A 19,257-nucleotide genomic window follows, 5' to 3' on the forward strand; every position below is an offset into this window, starting at 1 on the left:
TTCAGGCGAAAGTGAGGTGGATCAGCGCGGCGATCACCGCGGCGGCAATGACCAGGGCCGCACCCTTGAGCACCAGGACGCAGGCGGTACGCAGGGCGTAGCCGCGCACATAGTCTTCAAGAATGATGGTCAGGCCGATCACGGCATGGCGCAGCGCGATGACGATGAACAGCGCCAGCAGTACCGCACGCACCGGCGAGGCCAGCCAGTGCACGGCATCGGTGTGCGAGGCGTGGGTGAGCAGCACCACGCTGACGGCAAACCAGATCGCCAGCGGAATCAGCGCCAGCGCGGTCAGACGCTGCACGCTCCAGATGGCTGCGCCCGTGCGGCCCGAGCCCAGGCCCTTGGCGTGGCGAAACTGCTGGCTGTGCTTGAGCTGCGAGAGCAGCGATGGATCGGTCGGCGTGCGCGCGACCTTGATGACGTCGTCGTCGTCGCTCCCGCCGCTGTCGTCATCATTGCCGTCACTGCCGTCGTCATCCTTGTTGCCGGCGTCTTTCCGGGACGAGTGGTCCGAATCGTCGTCCTTGTTCGATGCCTCTTTATCCTGATTGCCATCCTTGTCGGACGAGGCGTCGTTATCCTTTTGGCCGCTTTGCTTGGCATCCTTGCCCTGCTGCTTGGTTTCCTTGGAAGCGCCGCTTTCCTGGCCGGAATGGCCTTTGCCTTCTTCCTTGTCGTCGTCGTCTTTCGTGTCGCGTTCGCTCATGGGGTGGCTCCTCTCAGACCAGCAGCACGAACACCCAGACCAGGGCGGTGAGAATCACGGTCATGGCCAGAGTCAGCCAGCCGCTGGAGCGTACCTGGCGCATCTGAAAACCCCAGCCGGCGTCCCAGCACAGGTGACGGATGCCGTTGGACATATGAAAGGCCAGTGCCAGCGTCCATAGCGCCAGTACTATCTGGCCGATCACGGACGTATAGACGGCCGTGGTGCCGGTGAACACCTCGCCGCCGATGGCCACGGCCACCACCCACCAGGCCAGTGCCAGGGCACCGGCGGCCAGGGCGATGCCGGTGAAGCGGTGCATGATCGACAGCACCGAAGTGATTTGCGGCTTGTACCAGGTCAGGTGCGGTGAAATCGGTCGACTCATCACTTGTCTCCGTGAAGCGGCGACCGTCTCAGCGGCCGCATGCCGTTGAACCCTCAGGCGCCGCCAACGCCGTTGCCCGTCATGCGCGCCGGGTCGGCGATGGCGTCGAAACGTTCTGCGTCCAGGTAGCCCAGTGCCAGCGTGGCCTCGCGCAGCGTGCTGCCGTCCTCGGCCGCCTTGTGGGCGATTTCGGCCGCCTTGTCATAGCCGATCTCCGGGCTCAGTGCGGTGACCAGCATCAGCGAGCGCTGCAGGTGGTGATCGATGCGCTCGTCGGCCAGTTCCGTGCCGGCCACGGCATAGCGGCGGAAGCTGTCGCAGCCGTCGGCCAGCGTGTCGATGCTATTGAGCACATTGGCGGTGAGAATCGGGCGCATGGCGTTGAGCTCGAAATTGCCTTGGCTGCCGGCAAACGCCACCGCGTTGTCCAGGCCGATTACCTGGATGCAGATCATCACCATGGCCTCGCACTGCGTGGGATTGACCTTGCCTGGCATGATCGACGAGCCCGGCTCGGTGGCCGGAAGCTCCAGCTCGCCAATGCCGCAGCGCGGACCTGACGCCAGCCAGCGCAGGTCGTTGGCGATCTTCATCAGCACCACGGCCAGGCCGCGCAGCGAGGCCATCACCGCCACCATCGGGTCAAGCGAGGCCTGCGCGGCAAACTTGTTGGGCGCGGTTTCGAACGGGCGCCCGGTGAGCGTGGCCAGTTGCTCGGCCATGTCGCGGCTGAAGCCCTCGGGGGCATTGAGACCGGTGCCGACCGCGGTACCGCCTGCTGCCAGCCGGAACAGCCCGTCCCGGGCCTGCTCCATGCGCGTGATGGCATCGCGCAGTTGCGCGGCGAAGCCCGACCATTCCTGACCCACCGTCAGCGGTACCGCGTCCTGAAGGTGGGTGCGTCCAATCTTGGGCCGATCCATCCAGCCACCAGCTTTTTTCTCGATGGTTTCGGCCAGCGCCTCCACCTGGGGAAACAGGCTCTCTTCCAGCGCCTGCACCGTGGCGATGTGCATGGCGGTGGGAAAGCTGTCGTTGGACGATTGCCCCATGTTGACGTGATCGTTGGGGTGCACCGGCTGCTTGCTGCCCAGCTGGCCGTCCAGCAACTGGATGGCGCGGTTGGACACCACCTCGTTCACGTTCATGTTGGTCTGCGTGCCCGAGCCGGTCTGCCACACGTACAGCGGATAGCTGTCGTCGAGCTGGCCGGCGATGGTTTCTTCGCATGCCTGGACAATGGCATCGGCCACTTTGGCCTCCATGCGCCCGGCCTTGCGGTGTAGCTGGGCGGCGGCCTTCTTTACGTAGCCGTAGGCGTGGTAGACGGCCTTGGGCATGCGGTCCTGGCCGATGGAAAAGTGCACCAGTGAACGCTGCGTCTGCGCGCCCCAGTAGACATCGGCCGGCACCTCGATCTCGCCCATGGAATCGGTCTCGGTGCGCGTGCCGTCGGCGTCGATGCCGATGGGTAAGTCGCGGAACGATGCGGATGGGTGCGATGTCATGCCTGGCCTCCGATGTGGCTGGGTGCGTGATGGCAAGCGGCGCGTATTCGGTTTGAGGACGTTTGCGCGCGCAGAAAGGCCTTCGGTGAGCGGAAATGGCACGGCGTGGCCGCTGTCCGATGGTCTTGCTTGCAAGCGCTGCCGCGCCGGCAAAGGCAGCGGGGCAACGCCTTCATGCTGCGCCTGGCGGTGTGGTCAAAGCGTATGCAGCACGGGGGTGGATTTGTTCACACAATCTTGAGCTACAGCACGCGCACGCCTATGCTTTTGGCCATGCTCTACCGCACGCGCCAACGCCATCGCCTGCTTGCCGGCCTGTTTGTGCTGGCGATAGTGGCGTGGCTGGGCATGGCTACTCACGCGCTGGCGCATGTACCGGCCATGGTGTCGGCCGGCCACGATTCGTCGGCGCAGATGGCCATGCAGGCGCCGCACCATCACGCTCATGCCATGAGCGCCAGTTGCTGCCAGTGTCTTGGTGTGTGTTCGGGGGTGCTGTTTTGCTCACCGCCGGTGCTGGCTTTTGTCGCCGCGCCGGCTCTGGTGACGCGCTCGGCCATGCCGGGCATCCCTCCGGTGTCGCGGGCACCGCCGTTGCGACCGCCGCGCTATGAATCCGTCGATTTTTAAGGGCCTTTAGCCCCAAGGCCGCCTGTGCGCTGCGTGCAGGTGGAATGGGTGCGCCAGGTGATGCGCGCCTGTTTTGACGGAGACCAGTGATGAACCGTTTTGTTGATCGCCCGCGCCTGTCGCGGCGGCGATTCGTGCAGGGTGTGGCGGCCGCGTCCGCCATCGCCAGTTTGGGTGTGGCGCGCAGCGTGCGCGCCATGAGCGCCACCGCCCCCGACCCATCGGTGCTCAGCGGCACCGAGTTTCATCTGAGCATCGGCATGCAGCCGGTCGATTTCACCGGTCATCGCGCCTTCGCCACCGCGGTGAACGGCCAGGTGCCGGCGCCGCTGCTGCGTTGGCGCCAGGGCGACGCCGTGACTTTGCATGTGCGCAATGCGCTGGATGTGCCCAGCTCCATGCACTGGCACGGCATTATCGTGCCGGCCGACATGGACGGCGTGCCGGGGCTTAGCTATCGCGGCATCGCGCCGGGTGGCAGCTACACCTATCGCTTTACCGTGAACCAGCGCGGCACCTACTGGTATCACAGCCACTCGCGCTTTCAGGAGCAGACCGGCACCTACGGCCCCATCGTGATCGAGCCGCGTGACGGCGAGCGCGTTGCCGCCGACCGCGAACACGTGATCGTGCTTTCGGACTGGAGTGACACCAGCCCGGAGGCGATCTACGCCACGCTCAAGAAGCAGGCCGACTACTACAACTTCGGCCAGCCCACGGCGGGTGAGTTTCTGGCCGATGTCGGCAAGCGCGGACTGGACCAGGCGCTGGCGCGTCGCCGCATGTGGCAACGCATGCGCATGACCACCGGTGACCTGGCCGACGTATCGGGCTACACCTACACCTATCTGATGAATGGCACCGCGCCGGCGGCCAACTGGACCGGGCTGTTCCAACCGGGCGAGCGTGTGCGTCTGCGCTTCATCAATGGCTCGGCGATGAGCTTCTTCGATGTGCGCATTCCGGGCCTGAAGATGACGGTGGTCGCCGCCGACGGCCAGGATGTGGAACCGGTCAGCGTGGACGAGTTCCGCATGGGTGTGGCCGAGTGCTACGACGTGCTGGTGGAACCGGGCGACGGCGCCTACACGGTGTTCGCGCAATCGATGGACCGCTCCGGCTTTGCGCGTGGCACGCTGGCGCCGCGCGCCGGCATGCAGGCCGAGGTGCCGCCGATGGACCCGCGCCCGGTGCTGACCATGGTCGACATGATGGGCGATAGGCCGATGGCCGGCATGTCCTCCATGCACGGCATGGACCACGGCAAGATGTCGATGCCGCACGCCATGCCTGGCGGCGGGCACGACAACATGGCCATGGCGCACGACGGCCACATGCAGCCCATCGCCATGGGCGACATGCCCGGTGGTCAGGCCAAGCCGCCGGTGGTGGCGCCATCCGATCCGGTGAAGGCCGGACCGGGCGTGGCCATGCGTGTGCGCCGGCCGCGCACCAATCTGGACGATCCCGGTGCCGGCTTGCGTCACAACGGCCGGCGCGTGCTCAGTTATGCCGACTTGCACACGCTTGGCGGCCCGGTCGATGCGCGCGAACCCGGTCGCGAGATCCGCCTGTACCTGACCGGCAACATGGATCGCTACATGTGGTCGTTCAACGGTACGCCGTTTGTCGACGCACAGCCGCTGCGGCTAAAGCATGGCGAGCAGGTACGCATCACCCTGGTCAACGACACCATGATGGCGCACCCGATCCACCTGCACGGCATGTGGAGCGAGCTGGAATCGCCACGGCACCAGTTCCAGTTGCGCAAGCACACCATCAGCGTGCAGCCGGCGCAGCAGGTCAGCTATCGCGTCAGCGCGGATGCTGTGGGGCGCTGGGCCTATCACTGCCACCTGCTTTATCACATGGAGGCGGGCATGTTCCGCGAGGTGGTGGTGGCATGAGGCAAGTACTCACATTCACCGTCGCGCTGGGGCTTGCCGCCGGCGCACATGCGCAGATGCAGATGGCCATGCCCGATGCGCATGCTCACGACCACCACGCCAAGGCAACCTCGACGTCTTCCAACTCGTCCACCACCGCCAAGGGCAAGACGGCGGCCACCGACCCCGATCATGTGCCGCCACCGCCGCCGCAGCACCCCATGCCACCGCTGACGCATCAGGAGATGAGCGATGTCATGCATATGGACGGCGATCCGCTGCTGAGCATGGTCAAGTTCGACGAACTGGAGCAGACCGGGGGCGCCGGTTCGCATGGGCAAAGCTGGGATGGCGAAGCCTGGATCGGGCACGATCTCAACAAACTCTGGTTGCGCAGCGAGGGCGAGCGCAGCGACGGCAAGCTTGAAGATGCCAGCGTCGAGGTGCTTTACGACCATGCCTACGCGCCGTTCTGGGACGCGCAGGTGGGTGTGCGCCACGATCTGGGCGAAGGCCCGTCGCGCACCTGGGCCGCCGTGGGTGTGCAGGGGCTGGCGCCGTACTGGTTTGAAACCACGGCCACTTTCTATGCCGGCCAGAACGGGCGCACGGCGGCAAGGGTGAAGTTCGAATACGAACTGTTGTTCACACAACGCCTGGTGTTGACACCAGAAATCCAGTTGAACGCCTATGGCAAGGCCGATGCTGCCCGGCACCTGGGGGCTGGGCTGGCCAACGCCGAGTTTGGTCTGCGACTGCGTTACGAAATCACCCGGCGTTTTGCGCCCTACATCGGCGCCAGCTATAAGCGGCGTTTTGCTGGTACGGCGGCCCTGGCGCGCGCCGATGGCCAGTCGCCAGGGCAGTGGCGCTGGGTGGCGGGTGTAAGGTGGTGGTACTGAGCCATCACGCTGGATGGTTCTTGTATGCTGGTCGCGCATGTGCGCGGCCGGCATCCGGGCGAGACAAGGGGACAACCCATGCGTGTGCTGACGAAGTGGCTATCGATCGTGGTGCTGGTACTGGTGGCTGGATTGGCGTTCGTGTTTTCCGGCCTCTACGACATCGGTGCCGATGCGCCGCACTGGAATGTGACTCGCGCACTGATCACCCAACTGCGCGAGCGTTCCATCGACCATCGCCTGGATAGCGTGACGGTGCCGGCCGATCTGAACGACCCGGCGCGGCTGCATGAGGGCGCCGAGCACTACATTGCCATGTGCACCGGCTGTCATCTGGCGCCGGGCGTGCATGACAGTGAAATGCGCAAGGGCCTTTATCCGACGCCGCCGGATTTTGCCGCCATGGATCACGCCATCGATCCGCGCAAGGCGTTCTGGGTGATCAAGCACGGCATCAAGCTCACCGCCATGCCGGCCTGGGGCAAGACCCATTCGGACGAAAAAATCTGGGACATGGTGGCCTTCGTGCGCCAGTTGCCGTTGATGTCGCCGCAGGTCTATCAGCAGTGGGTGGCCAAGGTGGGCGGTCATCATGACGACGACGATGATGCGCCGGCGGCCGCCTCCACCGCACCTGCCGCAACCCCCGCTGTCACCCCGGCCCCGGCGACGTCGACACGCTGATGCCGCGATCGCCAACACGCGCTACACGCGCCGCCCGCTAGCGTCTTGCGCTAAGCGCTGGCATCAACGGCCGGCGATATCGAGAGCGATGATGATGGGCAACGTGCGAGGCAAGGCGTGACTGGGCGACTGCGCGCCCTGGGCCGTTGGCTGGCGGCCGAGCCGGTGCTGTGCGCGGTGCTGGTGCTCACATTGGCGGTGGGTGTTTACGACCCGCGACCGCTGTCGGACTGGTGGCGCTGGGCGCAGCCAGGCTCGCTGGCCTCGTTGCTGGCGTTGTTGGCCGTGGCGCAGGGCGTGCGCCTAAGCGGTTACGTGCAGGCGTTTGCACGACGGATGGCGGCGCGGCTTTCCACACAGCGTGCGATCGCCGCGGTGCTGGTATCGCTGGCGGCGCTGACGTCCATGCTGCTGACCAACGACATCAGCCTGTTCCTGCTGGTGCCGCTGACATTGGCGCTGGCCGACATGGTGCATCTGCCGCGCCAGCGACTGGTGATTTTCGAAGCCTTGGCGGTCAATACCGGTTCGGCGCTCAGCCCGGTGGGCAATCCGCAGAACCTGCTGCTGTGGAAGCAATCGGGGCTGTCCATGCCCGGATTTGTCGCCGCAATGGCGCCGGCCGTGGCGCTGATGGCGCTGGTGTTGGTGTTGGCGACCTGGTTTGCGTTTCCCGCCAAACCCTTGCTGCGTCATGAGCAGGCGCCCGCGCATGAAATCTGCCGACCGCGCCTGGGCGCGATCTCCGCGCTGGCGCTGATCGCGGTGCTGGTGCTGATGGAGTGCGGCTTGCCGTATCTGGCGGCGCTGCTTGCCGTGGTGCTTTATCTGCTGCTGGAACGGCGCGTGCTGGCACAGGTGGACTGGGCGCTGCTGGCGACCATCGCCGGCATGTTGCTGGGGTTGGGGCATCTGGCGCAGGTGCCCATGGTGACGCAGGCGCTGCACCGGCTGGACTGGTCGCAAGCGCTGACCACGCTGCTGGCGGGCATGGGTCTGTCGCAGGTGATTTCCAATGTGCCGGCCACGGTGGCCTTGAAGGGCGTGGCCTCGCACACGCTGTGGCTGGCGGTGGCGGTGAATGTGGGCGGCTTCGGGCTGGTGGTGGGTTCGCTGGCCAATTTCATCGCGCTGCGCCTGGAAGGCAGCCGGGCGGTGTGGTGGAAGTTTCATCTGTGGTCGCTGCCATTTCTGGCGGTGGTGGGCGGCGGCGTGGTGGCCTTTGTTTGCTTGAGGTCTTGACTCTGGACCTGGGTCAAGGGTTTAGGCTTATGCTCATGAAAACCACGAATGAAACCGGGTTCAGCATCGGCACGGTGGCGCGTCGCGCCGGTGTGGGTGTGGACACCATCCGCTATTACGAGCGCGAAGGGCTGTTGCCGGCGCCGGCACGCCGCGCCTCGGGTTATCGCGTTTACGGCGATCAGGCCATCGAGCAGCTTCGCTTCATCCGCCGCGCCAAGGAGCTGGGCTTCAGCCTGGACGAGGTGCGCGAGCTGATGGCGTTGTCGGCCGACCGCGAGCGTGGCGTCACCGGCGTCAAACAGCGGGCGCAGCAGCGGCTGGCGGCGGTGGAGCAGCGCATGGCCGAACTTGAGCGCATTCGTGGCGGTTTGCAGACACTGATCGATGCCTGCCCGGGCCATGGCGATCTGGACACCTGTCCGATCCTGAAAGCGCTGGGCAGCGAGGAGGACGCATGAGCGAGCACGATTCCGGACACTGCTGCGGCGGCCACAAGGCCGATTCCGCGGCCACGGCCACCGATCCCAACTGTGGCATGCAGGTGAGCATCGATGGCGCCAAGCACCGCGCCGATCACGACGGGCGCACGTATTATTTCTGCTGCGATGGCTGCAAACAGGCGTTTCTGGCCCATCCCGAGGCGGTGCTGGCCAAGGCTGCCGATAGGGATGCCGAAGCGGCCTCGTGCTGCGGTGGGGCGTCATCGCGCCATGAAGGCGGTTGCTGCGGTGGCGCGGGCAAGGAAGAAGCGTCGGCTGAAACGGCCACCGACCCCAATTGCGGCATGCAGGTGGCCATCGCCGGCGCCAAGCACACCGCCGAGTACGAGGGGCGCACGTATTACTTCTGCAATCCGGGCTGCAAGCAGACGTTCCAGGACGACCCCAAGGCGATTCTGGCCAAGGCGCGCCATCGCGAGATCAATGCCGGCCGGCTGGACCCGGTGTGCGGCATGAAGACCGATCCGGAGCATCCCAAGCATCGCACCGAGGTCGACGGCCAGGCCTACCACTTCTGCTCGGCACGCTGCCGCGAGAAGTTCGAGGCCGATCCGCAAGCCTATCTGGGCGATGCGCCGCCGCAACCCAAGGCCGACCCCGGTGCGGTCTATACCTGCCCGATGCATCCGGAGATCGAACAGATCGGCCCCGGCGACTGCCCCAAGTGCGGCATGGCGCTGGAGCCGGCCATGCCCAGTCTGGACGATGACGGCGACGCCGAAGTGCGCGCCATGGGGCGGCGTTTCTGGACGTTGTGCGCGGCCACGCTGCCGGTGTTCGTGTGGGCGATGTGGCCGCATGTCAGTGGACAGGCCTGGCCGCCCGGCGTGGCGCGTGTCGGTGGCTGGCTGGAAGCACTGCTGGCCAGCGTGGTGGTGCTGTGGGGCGGGGCGCCGTTCTTCCTTCGCGGCGCGCGTTCGCTCAAGCCGTGGTCGCCGAACATGTACACGCTGATCGCGCTGGGTACCGGCGTGGCCTTTGTCTACAGCGTGGTCGCGCTGCTGGCGCCGGGCATCTTCCCGCCCAGCTTCCACGACGCCAACGGGCGCGTCGGGGTGTATTTCGAGTCGGCGGCGGTGATCGTCACCCTGGTCACACTGGGCGATTTCCTCGAATCACGCGCGCGCCGACGTACCGGCGCCGCCTTGCGCGCACTGCTCGGGCTGGCCCCGAAAACGGCCCGGCGCATCGACGCCGACGGCAGCGAGCACGATGTGGCGCTGGACGAGTTGGCCGAGGGCGACATTCTGCGCGTACGACCGGGCGAAAAGGTGCCGGTCGACGGCGAGGTCACCGAGGGCCGCAGTCACGTCGACGAATCCATGCTCACCGGCGAGCCGTTGCCGGTGGCGCGAAGCGTCGGCGACAAGGTCACCGGCGGCACGGTCAACCAGGATGGCGCGCTGACCATGCGCGCGACCCAGGTCGGCGCCGACACCATGCTGTCGCAGATCGTTTCGCTGGTGGCCTCGGCTCAGCGTTCCAAGGCGCCGCTGCAACGGGTGGCCGATCGCGTCGCGGCGTGGTTCGTGCCGATCGTTGTGGCCTGCGCGGTGCTGGCCTTTGTGCTGTGGATGGCGTTTGGGCCCTCGCCGGCACTGGCGCATGCGCTGATTGCCGGCGTCTCGGTGCTGATCATCGCCTGCCCGTGTGCGCTGGGTCTGGCCACGCCGATCTCGATCATGGTCGCCAGCGGTCGCGGCGCGCAGAACGGCGTGTTGTTCCGTGATGCCTCGGCCATCGAGGCGTTGCGTGAAGTCGACACGTTGCTGGTGGACAAGACCGGCACGCTGACCGAGGGCAAGCCGGCGCTTTCGTCCATCGTCTGCGTGGGCCGCTTCGAGCGCGAGCGGGCGCTGGCGCTGGCCGCGGCGCTGGAGAAGCCCAGCGAGCATCCGCTGGCGCGCACCATCGTGCAGGCGGCCACGGACGACGGGCTGGATGTGCCGCCGGTGGCCGATTTCGAGGTCGTCGCCGGCCAGGGCGTGCGCGGTCAGGTCGAAGGCCATGCCGTGGCGCTGGGCAACCCGGCGCTGATGCAAGCGGTGTCCGCGCCGCTTGGCGAGCAGGTCAGCTGCAATGCCGAAGACCTTCGCAGCCGCGGCGCCACGGCCATGTTCCTGGCCGTCGATGGCGACGTGGTGGCGGTGCTGGCCGTGGCCGACAAGTTGAAGACCAGCACGCCCGAGGCGCTGGAAACGCTGCGCCGTACCGGCCTGCACGTGGTCATGCTCACCGGCGACAGCGCCACCACCGCGCGACACGTGGCCGAGGCGCTGGATATCGAGGACGTGCGTGCGGAAGTCTCGCCTGCCGACAAGGCCGAGGTGGTGCGCGAGTTCCAGTCGCAAGGCCGGCGCGTGGCGATGGCCGGTGACGGCATCAACGATGCACCGGCGTTGGCCGCAGCCGATGTCGGCATGGCCATGGGCGGTGGCACCGACGTGGCCATGGAGAGCGCGCAGGTCACGCTGGTGCGTGGCGATCTGGGTGCCATCGCCCGCGCCCGCACGTTGTCGCAGGCCACGGTGCGCAACATCCACCAGAACCTGTTCTTCGCCTTCTGCTACAACGCCGTCGGTGTACCGGTGGCCGCCGGCATTCTGTATCCGTTCTTCGGCATTGTGCTGTCGCCGATGATGGCCGCGCTGGCCATGAGCCTGTCCTCGGTGTCGGTGGTCAGCAACGCGCTGCGCCTGCGCAAGGCGCCGCTTGATTGAGCGTCAAGGTGACAGTCGTCAGCGGCGATGGCTGATGTTTGCCGCTGCCGGCCACGCGCCGGCGGCGGCAAGATGGTGTGCATCGGCCTTCGGGCCCTGCCGGGGACACCATCATGAACGTGCACAACAGCTCGGAACGTACGCTGGACAAGTGGATGCCCTGGCTGCTGGGCCTGGCCACGGTATGGTTGCTGGGGCGTGGCCTGCGCAAGACGTTCTGGAGCCTGTTCGGGATGGCCTGGGCGCTTTACTGGGTGTTCGGCCGCCACTGAACCGGCCGCTGGCGGCGTGGCGTGTTGCGGGTAAACGCGACCGCGGTCATCATGCGCGCCTTTCCCCTGCGAGCGAGAAGGCGCGCGGTCCGTGAAGACTCTCGAGCAATGGCTGGACTATCAGCTTGGCGTGCATGCCCGTGGCATTGATCTCGGGCTGGAGCGCGTGGCCGAGGTCTGGCGCCGCCTGGGACAGCCGCAGGGCCCGCTCAACATCATTGTCGGCGGCACCAACGGCAAGGGTTCCACGGTGGCCTTTCTCGAGGCCATGCTGCGCGCCGCCGGCTACCGCACCGGTGCCTATACCTCGCCGCATATCGATCGCTACAACGAGCGTGTGCGCATCGATGGCGCCATGGCCGACGATGCCATGCTGTGCGCGGCGTTCGAGCGCATCGAACAGGCCCGCGGCGAGCTGCCGCTGACCTATTTCGAATTCGGCACACTGGCCGCGCTGCTGTGTTTCGAACAGACGCAGGTGGATGTGGCGCTGATCGAAGTGGGGTTGGGCGGGCGTCTGGATGCGGCCAATATCGTCGATGCCGATGTGGCCATCGTTACCACGGTGGACCTGGATCACATGGACTGGCTGGGCAACGATCGCGACCAGATTGGCCGCGAAAAGGCCGGCATTGCCCGCGCCGGCCGACCGGTGGTGATTGGCGAGGCCGAGCCACCGCAAGGGCTGCTTACCGCGCTGGCCGAGCGTCAGGCCATGGTGCTGCGGGCCGGTGTCGACTTTCACGCCGAGCCGGCGACGCAGGGCTGGGTTTTCCAGGGCGTGGACGGCGCCCGCCTGTGCTTGCCGGCGCCTCATATGCAGGCGCCATGTCAGCGCGCCAACGCGGCCGCGGCGATCACCGCGCTGCAGGCGCTGGCGCCACGGCTGGCCTGCTCGCCGACAGCCCTGGCCGAAGGCGTGCGCAGTGCGCAGGTGGTCGGGCGTCTACAGCCGTTGCCCGGTGAACTGGCACAGGTGGTGGACGTGGCGCACAACCCGCAGGCGGCCCGAGCGCTGGCGCAATGGTTGGATGCGCGCGCCACGCGGGGCCGGGTGCTGGCGGTGTTTGGTGCATTGGCCGACAAGGACGTACCCGGCGTGGTGCAGGCGTTGGGTGAGCGCATCGACCGCTGGTACCTGGCCGATCTGGCCCAGGCCACCGCGCGCGGCATGGCCGTGGACAACCTGAACCGTGCGCTGCTGCGGGCCTTGCCCGATGCCCGTGCCAGCTGCTTTTCTGATGTGATATCCGCCCGTGAGGCGGCGCTGGCCGCGGCGCAGAACGATGATCTGGTGCTGATCTTCGGTTCGTTCTTCGTTGCCTCGCAGGTGCTGGCTTCGCCCGCGTGAGGATTGTTGCCAGCGCGCCCCGATCTCATTGACGCGCGCGCTATAATCGCCGCCGAATGCCACCTTGAGGATGCTCATGGAGCCTGCCCTGAAAACCCGCCTGATCGGTGCCGGAGTGCTGATCGCCATTGCCGTGATCGTGGTGCCCATGCTGTTTCCCGGTGCGCCGCCCAAGGAGGGCAAGGAGCAGTCGCTGGATCTGAACATTCCGCCGCCGCCGGACAGCCAGATGCAGAGCCGCACGCTCAGCGTGGCGCCGGCCGGCAGCACCGCCGGCAACGGCCAGTCCGGCGATACGGGTGGCGTGCAGGTGCAGCCCGGTCAGAGCGGTCACCTGGCGACGGTGAACATTCCGTCGCGCCGCCCGCAGGACGTGCACCCGGAAAACAGTCCAGCGCCGCAGGCCGGCGCGGGCGATAACGCCCCGGCCCAGGCGCAGGAGGCCACCCAGGGCGCCTCGGACGATGCCGCCAGCGCGCCGGCGCCGAGCGAGCAGGCGCCCAGGAGCGCGCCGCAGCCGGCGCCACCCAAGCCGGCTCCGAAGCCGCCCGAGCCCAAGGCCAAACCGGCCAGCACGCCACCCAAACCGACCCAGCCGGCACCGTCCAGCGCGCCGGGCACGGCGGCGCAGGGCCATTACACCATCAGCCTGGGCGCCTACGCGGACAAGTCGAACGCGCAGAAGCTGCTGCGCCGCGTGCGGGCGCTGGGCTATCCGGTCAACGTGAGTGAAGTGCACATCGGCGGCAAACCGGCGGCCAAGGTGGAGGCCGGCCCTTTCGGCACCCGTGCCGAGGCCGAAAAGGCGCGACTCAAGCTCAAATCCTCCATCCCCAGCGCGCCCGTGGCGTTGCAGGAAGATGCCGCCAATCAGGGCCACGACGCACCCGCGCATGCGCTGGGCAAGAAGGCCGGTGGCTGGGCCGTGCAGTTGGCCGCCTACAGCACCCGCGCCGACGCCATCAAATTGCGCGACAGCTTGCGTGCGCAGGGCTTTGACGGCTTTGTCGACGATGTGAAATCCGGCGGCCGCACGCTGTGGCGGGTGCGCGCCGGTCCCGAGACCAGCCGCGCCGATGCCGTGCAACTGCGCAGCCGCATCCAGGCCAAGCTGCACAAGAACGGCGTTGTGGTGACCGTGCCCTGAGCGCGCGCGGACAAGCAACCACGGGGGCGAGACGGCGTTGAACTGGGCCGATTACACCATTCTGGCGATATTGGCCGTATCCGTGCTGATGGGCCTTTGGCGCGGTTTTGTCGCCGAGGTGCTGGCGCTGCTGATCTGGATTGCCGCCTTCTGGGTGGCCTGGAGCTTTGGCGATCGCGTGGCGCGGTTTTTCGATGGCCTGATTTCGCTGCCCTCGGCACGCATGCTGGTCGGCTACGGCCTGTGTTTCCTGGGCGTGCTGCTGCTGGGCGCGCTGCTGCGCTTTGTGATGGCACGGCTGATCGAGGGCACCGGGCTGACCGGCTCCGATCGCATGCTGGGCATGCTTTTCGGCCTGGCGCGCGGCGCGCTGGTGGTGACGCTGGCGGTGTTCTTGCTGGGTTTCACGCCGGTCACGCGCGACCCTTGGTGGCACCAGTCGCAGTTGATGCCCACCTTCGAGGGCGCGGCGGGGTGGCTGTCGGACCGTCTGCCTGATACCGTGCGCCGCTATCTGCACCCGGTGACCGAGGCCGCGGCCCGGTTGCCGGCCTCGCTGCCCTTGCGTCAGGGCACACCCGACACCATGTATGCGCCCGCAGCAGGCGCCTCTTCCCCCGCGCCGGCACGTCCGGCCACGACGAACTCGCAGTAGAGCAGGCTTCCATCATGTGCGGAATCATCGGTATCGTCGGCACCACCAATGTGGCGTCGTCGCTTTACGACGGACTCACGGTGCTCCAGCACCGCGGCCAGGATGCGGCCGGCATTGCCACGGTGGACGGCAACCACCTGCGTCTGCACACCGGCTCGGGCCTGGTGCGCGACGTGTTCAACCAGAAGGCGATGGACAAGCTGCTGGGCAGCACCGGTATCGGCCACTGCCGCTATCCCACCGCCGGTGGTGAAGAGGCCGCCGAGGCGCAGCCGCTGTACGTGAACTCGCCCTACGGCATCGCCTTTGCCCACAACGGCAACCTGGTCAACACCGAGGCGCTGCGCAAGCAGATGTTCGAGGAGGATCGGCGCCACATCAACACCGATTCGGACTCGGAAATCCTGCTCAACGTGCTGGCGCACGAGCTGCAGATCCAGGGCCGCATGGCGTTGACGCCCGATCACATCTTCAAGGCCGTGGCCGGTGTGCACGAGCGCGCTCGTGGCGGTTATGCGTGCATTAGCCTGATCCTGGGCTATGGCCTGGTGGCGTTCCGCGATCCGAACGGCATCCGCCCGCTGGTGCTGGGCCATCGCCAGACCGCCGAGGGCCGCGAATATGCGGTGGCCTCCGAGTCGGTGGCGCTGGATATCCTGGGTTACGAGCGCCTGCGCGATGTCGAGCCGGGCGAGGCGGTGTTCATTTCCGAGACCGGCCAGATGCACTCGCGCCAGTGTGCCGAGTCGCCCAAGCATTCGCCGTGCATTTTCGAATACGTGTACCTGGCCCGCCCCGACTCGATGATCGAGGATGTGTCGGTGTACAAGGCGCGTCTGCGCATGGGCGAGAAGCTGGGTGAGAAGATCCTGCGCGATTGGCCCGACCACGACATCGACGCGGTGATTCCGATTCCGGACACCTCGCGCACGGCCGCCAGTGCGCTGGCCGCGGTGCTGGGCGTGCCGTTCCGCGAAGGCTTCGTCAAGAACCGCTACATCGGCCGCACCTTCATCATGCCGGGGCAGGGCGAGCGCGTGAAATCGGTGCGCCGCAAGCTCAACGCCATCGATCTGGAATTTCGCAAGAAAAACGTGCTGCTGGTGGACGACTCCATCGTGCGCGGTACCACCTCGCGCCAGATCATCCAGATGGCGCGCGAGGCCGGTGCCAAGAACGTGTATTTTGCCTCTGCGGCGCCGCCGGTGCGCTTCCCGAACGTGTACGGCATCGACATGCCTGCCGCCTCCGAGCTGATTGCCGCCGGCCGCAGCGTGGAAGACGTGCAGCGTCTGCTCGGCGCCGACTGGCTGATCTATCAGGATCTGGACGATCTGATCTGGGCGGTGGCCGACGGCAACGACGACCTGACCCAGTTCGATACCTCCTGCTTCTCGGGCGAGTACGTTACCGGCATCGACCCGGCCTATCTGGCGCAAATCGAAATGTTGCGCTCGGATGATGCCAAGTCCGAGCGTCGCAGCGCCTGAGGTCTGATCCGGGCCCGACCTGCGCCGATAGCGCACGCCGGGTGCGCGCCGCCTTGACCCGAACAAGCGCCTTGCGCCGGACATGTGCGGCGGCTCAGCCGGGTCGTTAGACTTGGGTTTCATCATGACCGACGACCTTTTCGCCGTAGCCAAGCGCTGCCTGGACTGTGCCGATCCGGCGCAGAAGGTGGCGTTGACCTTTCAGGCCTGGGAACGCCTGCTGGCCGGCGAGCTGGCTCCATCGACCGGGGCGTCGCCGCCGGAGCCGATCGGCGAGCCGGGCCGGCCGCCGCGTCCGCGTCTGGTGCACCCGCGCCAATTGCCGCAGCGCGGCCTGGGTACCGAAGCCGGTCGCGTGGCGCTGGTGCACGCGGTGGCGCATATCGAGTTCAACGCCATCAACCTGGCCTGGGATGCGGTGTATCGCTTCCGTGGCATGCCGGCCCAGTTCTATCGCGACTGGGCCAGCGTGGCCCATGACGAGGCGCGCCACTTCAACCTGCTGTCGGTGCGGCTGGCCGAGCTGGGCCATGCCTATGGCGACTTCGACGCCCACAACGGCCTGTGGGACATGACGGTGAAAACCGCGCACAGCGATACCGCGCGCATGGCACTGGTGCCGCGGGTGCTGGAAGCGCGCGGGCTGGATGTCACGCCGGGCATGATCGAGCGCCTTACGCGTGCCGGCGACGAGCGCACGGTGGCGGCGCTGGAAATCATTCTTCGCGAGGAAGTGGCGCACGTGGCCTACGGTACGCACTGGTTCCGCTGGTGTTGCGAGCGCGATGGCCTGGCGTCGCGCGCCACCTTCCGCGCCCTGCTGGACGAGCATATGCGCGGCAAGCTGAAAGGCCCGTTCAATACCCAGGCCCGCCGCGAGGCTGGTTTCACCGATGAGGAGCTGGCCGAGCTGGAAGCGGGGCTGTAACGGCGCCGATGAAGACGAGGGTGTGACACCAGGCCCAAGGGCACGGCCGTACCCTTGGGCTGTTTTGTGCGCAGACCCGAGCCTGCCCGTGAGTGCTCGGGCGGCCAAGCCTCAGGGCACGGTCAGCGCGATCGGGTTGGCCTTCTGGCTTGAGCTCAGGGACGGGAACGGGTCCACGCCCGACAGGTCGGCGATTTCCTGCACCGACACCACCTGGCACATTTCCGCGCTGTCATTGGTGCAAAGGTAGGCTGCGGCACCTTCGCCCGGCACGTAGATGGCCTTCCAGGTGTAGTCGGGGATGGCGACCTGGTCGCTGCCGATGGTGCGCACCGGCGTGCGTGTGAACAGCGGGCCGGTCACCACATCCACGTAGCCGTTGGCGGTGGCCAGGCTGCGCGTTTGCTTTTCGATCTTTTCCCACTCGCCACGATTCAGGCCCGGATACTGCGGCACCACGTTGGCCATGGAAAAGGTTTCGCGCTCGGCATCGGGTGAGCCCGGATCGCCGGCCGGCGTCATGTGGCCGCGGTCATAGCCGCTGTTGGTGTAATCGGAACTGGAAGCGCGATCGGCATCGGGAATGTAGGCATCCTGGTGCCACGAGCCGGTGCGGCTGAAAGTGGCGTTGGCCGCCACTTCGGCGGCGGTCAGGTGTTCGGCCGAATACAGGTTTTCCTTGGTGACTCCCGAGGCCATCAGCACGTAATCCTGATAGCACACCTGCGTGGTGCGCGAGCTTTCGCTAGCACTCACCGTGGGCTGTTGCCCGTTCAAAAAGAACTGCGGGCAGGCCGTGCCGGCTACCGCCAGTGGCGAAAAAGCCAGGGCGGCCGTGGCCAGCCAGCCGAACACGTGTTTTTTCATGATGCTCACTCTCTTTGATTAAGAGCGAGCGATGCTGGCGCTGGAATGTGACAGCGCATGGAGTGGGACACCGATGTCCTCAGGCAGTGTCTAGAACCGTGATGGCGGTATCACTGCCGACTCGAGGGCATGAGGCGAGGAAGGGTTTATGGACTGATTCTCGCTGCCACCTTTTCAGATGATGTTGGTGTGTATCTGACTCGGGTGTCCCGCCGCCGCCTTAGCGTGGCGCGATATGGATATCATCGGGGCCATGCACATAAAGCCAGGTCTGAAAGTAATGCCGGCCTTGCGGCGTGTGGCCTGGGCTGTTGACGAACTCAATGCGCTTGCGCCGTGCCCAGCCGTCGATCAGCAGGGTCTGGCCGATGAGCATCTGGTCCGAGGACAGATGCAGCGCCTGGCGAACGGCTTGAGCCTGCTGCCGGCGCAGCGTCAGCGTCACGTTTTCCGGGTCGCGGTAATCTGTCATCGAGTCGATGAACAGCGTCCCTCTTTTATGACCCACGGAACGGACGGTGAATTCAAAGCGGCCAATCACGGTGGCTGGTGCCCTGGCGCGGACCTGGGCAATGATCTGCACCGGTGACAGCGGCGGTGTCACCGATCGGCCGGCATAAACAGGTCTCACGACGGCGACTGATACCACCGCCATGGCGGCGCAGCGGATGTAACGGCTGATCATGAGTTTTCCTTTGGGGGTGACCCTGGGGGATTCAGCAGTTTTCGTATTTCCAATGTCGCTTCTTGCCCTCGACCAGCCATTCGATCGTGGTGGCGAGTCGCTTGGCGCGGGTAGTTTCGCGCTTGGCCTCGGTGATCCATTCGATGTACTCGCGTCGCTGGCCGGGAGCAAATGCCTGGAAGTTTGCCGCTGCCTTGGGGTGAGCCTTGAGGGCCGCTGACAGGTCATCGAGAACGCTCGCCTCGGGCTTTGGTGTGCGCTTGGGGGTGTGGCGTTGGCCTGATTCAAGCTGCGCGATACGCGCATCGACATAGGCATGCAGCGTCGTCTGGTCGGGCAAATCGTCTAGATGTTGCAGATGCTGATGGTCGTCGATCAGGTGGCGTGCACTGGCGGGCAGCTGCTCGGACTGGAACAGACGCAACCGACAGTGCTGCTTGAAAGCAGCAAAGCCGGCCACGAGCTTGCCCTGATGGAGATAGGCTGGCGCGCCCCATTTGATGGCTTCGGTCAGTCCCGCCGGATGCGCCAGCAGCGTGGCTCGAAGTTTCGTGAGTAGCGGGCGCGCAAAACTGTCGGCCTGGTCGATATAGGCATCGACGCGCCGATTGTGCGATGTCATGGCGATAAACCCTCCCCGGCATATCCACGCCCATCATCATGCAATGACCCGCAGGTCGGCGCCAG

The 19,257-nt window shown here is 66.3% G+C and carries 19 protein-coding genes; 13 read left to right on the forward strand and 6 right to left on the reverse strand.

Annotated elements, in window-relative coordinates:
- Position 1: 1 nt before the first annotated feature.
- The 3 genes from sdhD to fumC are packed head-to-tail and all read right to left on the reverse strand — an operon-like array spanning position 2 to position 2,608.
- Complete coding sequence (sdhD, locus tag HBF24_RS00165) at positions 2-712, reverse strand: succinate dehydrogenase, hydrophobic membrane anchor protein (protein ID WP_167167170.1); 711 nt, start codon at positions 710-712, stop codon at positions 2-4.
- Between the two features lie 13 nt (positions 713-725).
- Positions 726-1,100, reverse strand: coding sequence for a succinate dehydrogenase, cytochrome b556 subunit (sdhC, locus tag HBF24_RS00170; RefSeq protein WP_167167173.1), 375 nt, complete (start codon positions 1,098-1,100; stop codon positions 726-728).
- 53 nt (positions 1,101-1,153) lie between these two features.
- Positions 1,154-2,608 (reverse strand): class II fumarate hydratase, encoded by a 1,455-nt coding sequence (fumC, locus tag HBF24_RS00175; RefSeq protein ID WP_167167176.1) that lies wholly within the window; start codon positions 2,606-2,608, stop codon positions 1,154-1,156.
- Between the two features lie 273 nt (positions 2,609-2,881).
- On the opposite strand from fumC, the gene HBF24_RS00180 reads away from it, so the two are divergent.
- The 13 genes from HBF24_RS00180 to HBF24_RS00240 all read left to right on the forward strand — a co-directional run bounded on the left by HBF24_RS00180 (position 2,882) and on the right by HBF24_RS00240 (position 17,018).
- Positions 2,882-3,238, forward strand: a complete 357-nt coding sequence (locus HBF24_RS00180) for a hypothetical protein (RefSeq protein WP_167167179.1) — start codon at positions 2,882-2,884, stop codon at positions 3,236-3,238.
- A gap of 89 nt (positions 3,239-3,327) precedes the next feature.
- Positions 3,328-5,145 (forward strand): copper resistance system multicopper oxidase, encoded by a 1,818-nt coding sequence (locus HBF24_RS00185; protein WP_167167182.1) that lies wholly within the window; start codon positions 3,328-3,330, stop codon positions 5,143-5,145.
- Entirely contained in the window at positions 5,142-6,026 is an 885-nt protein-coding gene (locus tag HBF24_RS00190; protein WP_167167185.1) for a copper resistance protein B, read from the forward strand. The genes HBF24_RS00185 and HBF24_RS00190 overlap by 4 nt, the downstream gene beginning before the upstream one ends.
- 78 nt (positions 6,027-6,104) lie before the next feature.
- Positions 6,105-6,710 (forward strand): cytochrome c, encoded by a 606-nt coding sequence (locus tag HBF24_RS00195; RefSeq protein WP_167167188.1) that lies wholly within the window; start codon positions 6,105-6,107, stop codon positions 6,708-6,710.
- 117 nt (positions 6,711-6,827) lie between these two features.
- Positions 6,828-7,952 (forward strand): SLC13 family permease, encoded by a 1,125-nt coding sequence (locus HBF24_RS00200; protein WP_167167191.1) that lies wholly within the window; start codon positions 6,828-6,830, stop codon positions 7,950-7,952.
- Between the two features lie 35 nt (positions 7,953-7,987).
- Positions 7,988-8,413, forward strand: coding sequence for a heavy metal-responsive transcriptional regulator (locus HBF24_RS00205; protein ID WP_167167194.1), 426 nt, complete (start codon positions 7,988-7,990; stop codon positions 8,411-8,413).
- Entirely contained in the window at positions 8,410-11,175 is a 2,766-nt protein-coding gene (locus HBF24_RS00210) for a heavy metal translocating P-type ATPase (protein ID WP_167167197.1), read from the forward strand. Before HBF24_RS00205 ends, HBF24_RS00210 begins: the two co-directional genes overlap by 4 nt.
- A gap of 113 nt (positions 11,176-11,288) precedes the next feature.
- A complete protein-coding gene (locus HBF24_RS00215; protein WP_167167200.1) occupies positions 11,289-11,447 on the forward strand; it encodes a hypothetical protein in 159 nt (52 codons plus the stop codon).
- 91 nt (positions 11,448-11,538) lie between these two features.
- Positions 11,539-12,798: a bifunctional tetrahydrofolate synthase/dihydrofolate synthase gene (folC, locus tag HBF24_RS00220; protein WP_167167203.1), complete on the forward strand. Its 1,260-nt coding sequence runs from the start codon at positions 11,539-11,541 to the stop codon at positions 12,796-12,798.
- A gap of 76 nt (positions 12,799-12,874) precedes the next feature.
- Positions 12,875-13,945 (forward strand): SPOR domain-containing protein, encoded by a 1,071-nt coding sequence (locus tag HBF24_RS00225; RefSeq protein ID WP_240922023.1) that lies wholly within the window; start codon positions 12,875-12,877, stop codon positions 13,943-13,945.
- A 37-nt stretch (positions 13,946-13,982) separates the two neighbouring features.
- Complete coding sequence (locus HBF24_RS00230; RefSeq protein ID WP_167167206.1) at positions 13,983-14,600, forward strand: CvpA family protein; 618 nt, start codon at positions 13,983-13,985, stop codon at positions 14,598-14,600.
- A gap of 14 nt (positions 14,601-14,614) precedes the next feature.
- The gene (gene purF / locus HBF24_RS00235) at positions 14,615-16,090 is read left to right on the forward strand and encodes an amidophosphoribosyltransferase (RefSeq protein WP_167167209.1); all 1,476 of its coding nucleotides are present in this window, start codon (positions 14,615-14,617) and stop codon (positions 16,088-16,090) included.
- 124 nt (positions 16,091-16,214) lie between these two features.
- Positions 16,215-17,018, forward strand: coding sequence for a ferritin-like domain-containing protein (locus tag HBF24_RS00240; RefSeq protein ID WP_167167212.1), 804 nt, complete (start codon positions 16,215-16,217; stop codon positions 17,016-17,018).
- Between the two features lie 111 nt (positions 17,019-17,129).
- On the opposite strand, the gene HBF24_RS00245 is transcribed toward HBF24_RS00240, so the two are convergent.
- The 3 genes from HBF24_RS00245 to HBF24_RS00255 form a co-directional block, all read right to left on the reverse strand.
- On the reverse strand, positions 17,130-17,885 hold the full coding sequence (locus HBF24_RS00245; protein WP_167167215.1) for a DNA/RNA non-specific endonuclease: 756 nt from the start codon (positions 17,883-17,885) through the stop codon (positions 17,130-17,132).
- Between the two features lie 220 nt (positions 17,886-18,105).
- Entirely contained in the window at positions 18,106-18,570 is a 465-nt protein-coding gene (locus tag HBF24_RS00250; RefSeq protein ID WP_167167218.1) for a hypothetical protein, read from the reverse strand.
- Positions 18,571-18,601: 31 nt separating this feature from the next.
- Complete coding sequence (locus HBF24_RS00255) at positions 18,602-19,192, reverse strand: YdeI/OmpD-associated family protein (protein WP_167167221.1); 591 nt, start codon at positions 19,190-19,192, stop codon at positions 18,602-18,604.
- Positions 19,193-19,257: the final 65 nt, after the last annotated feature.

Origin of the sequence: Oleiagrimonas sp. C23AA (genome assembly GCF_011759385.1) — a bacterium.
Classification (GTDB): domain Bacteria; phylum Pseudomonadota; class Gammaproteobacteria; order Xanthomonadales; family Rhodanobacteraceae; genus Oleiagrimonas.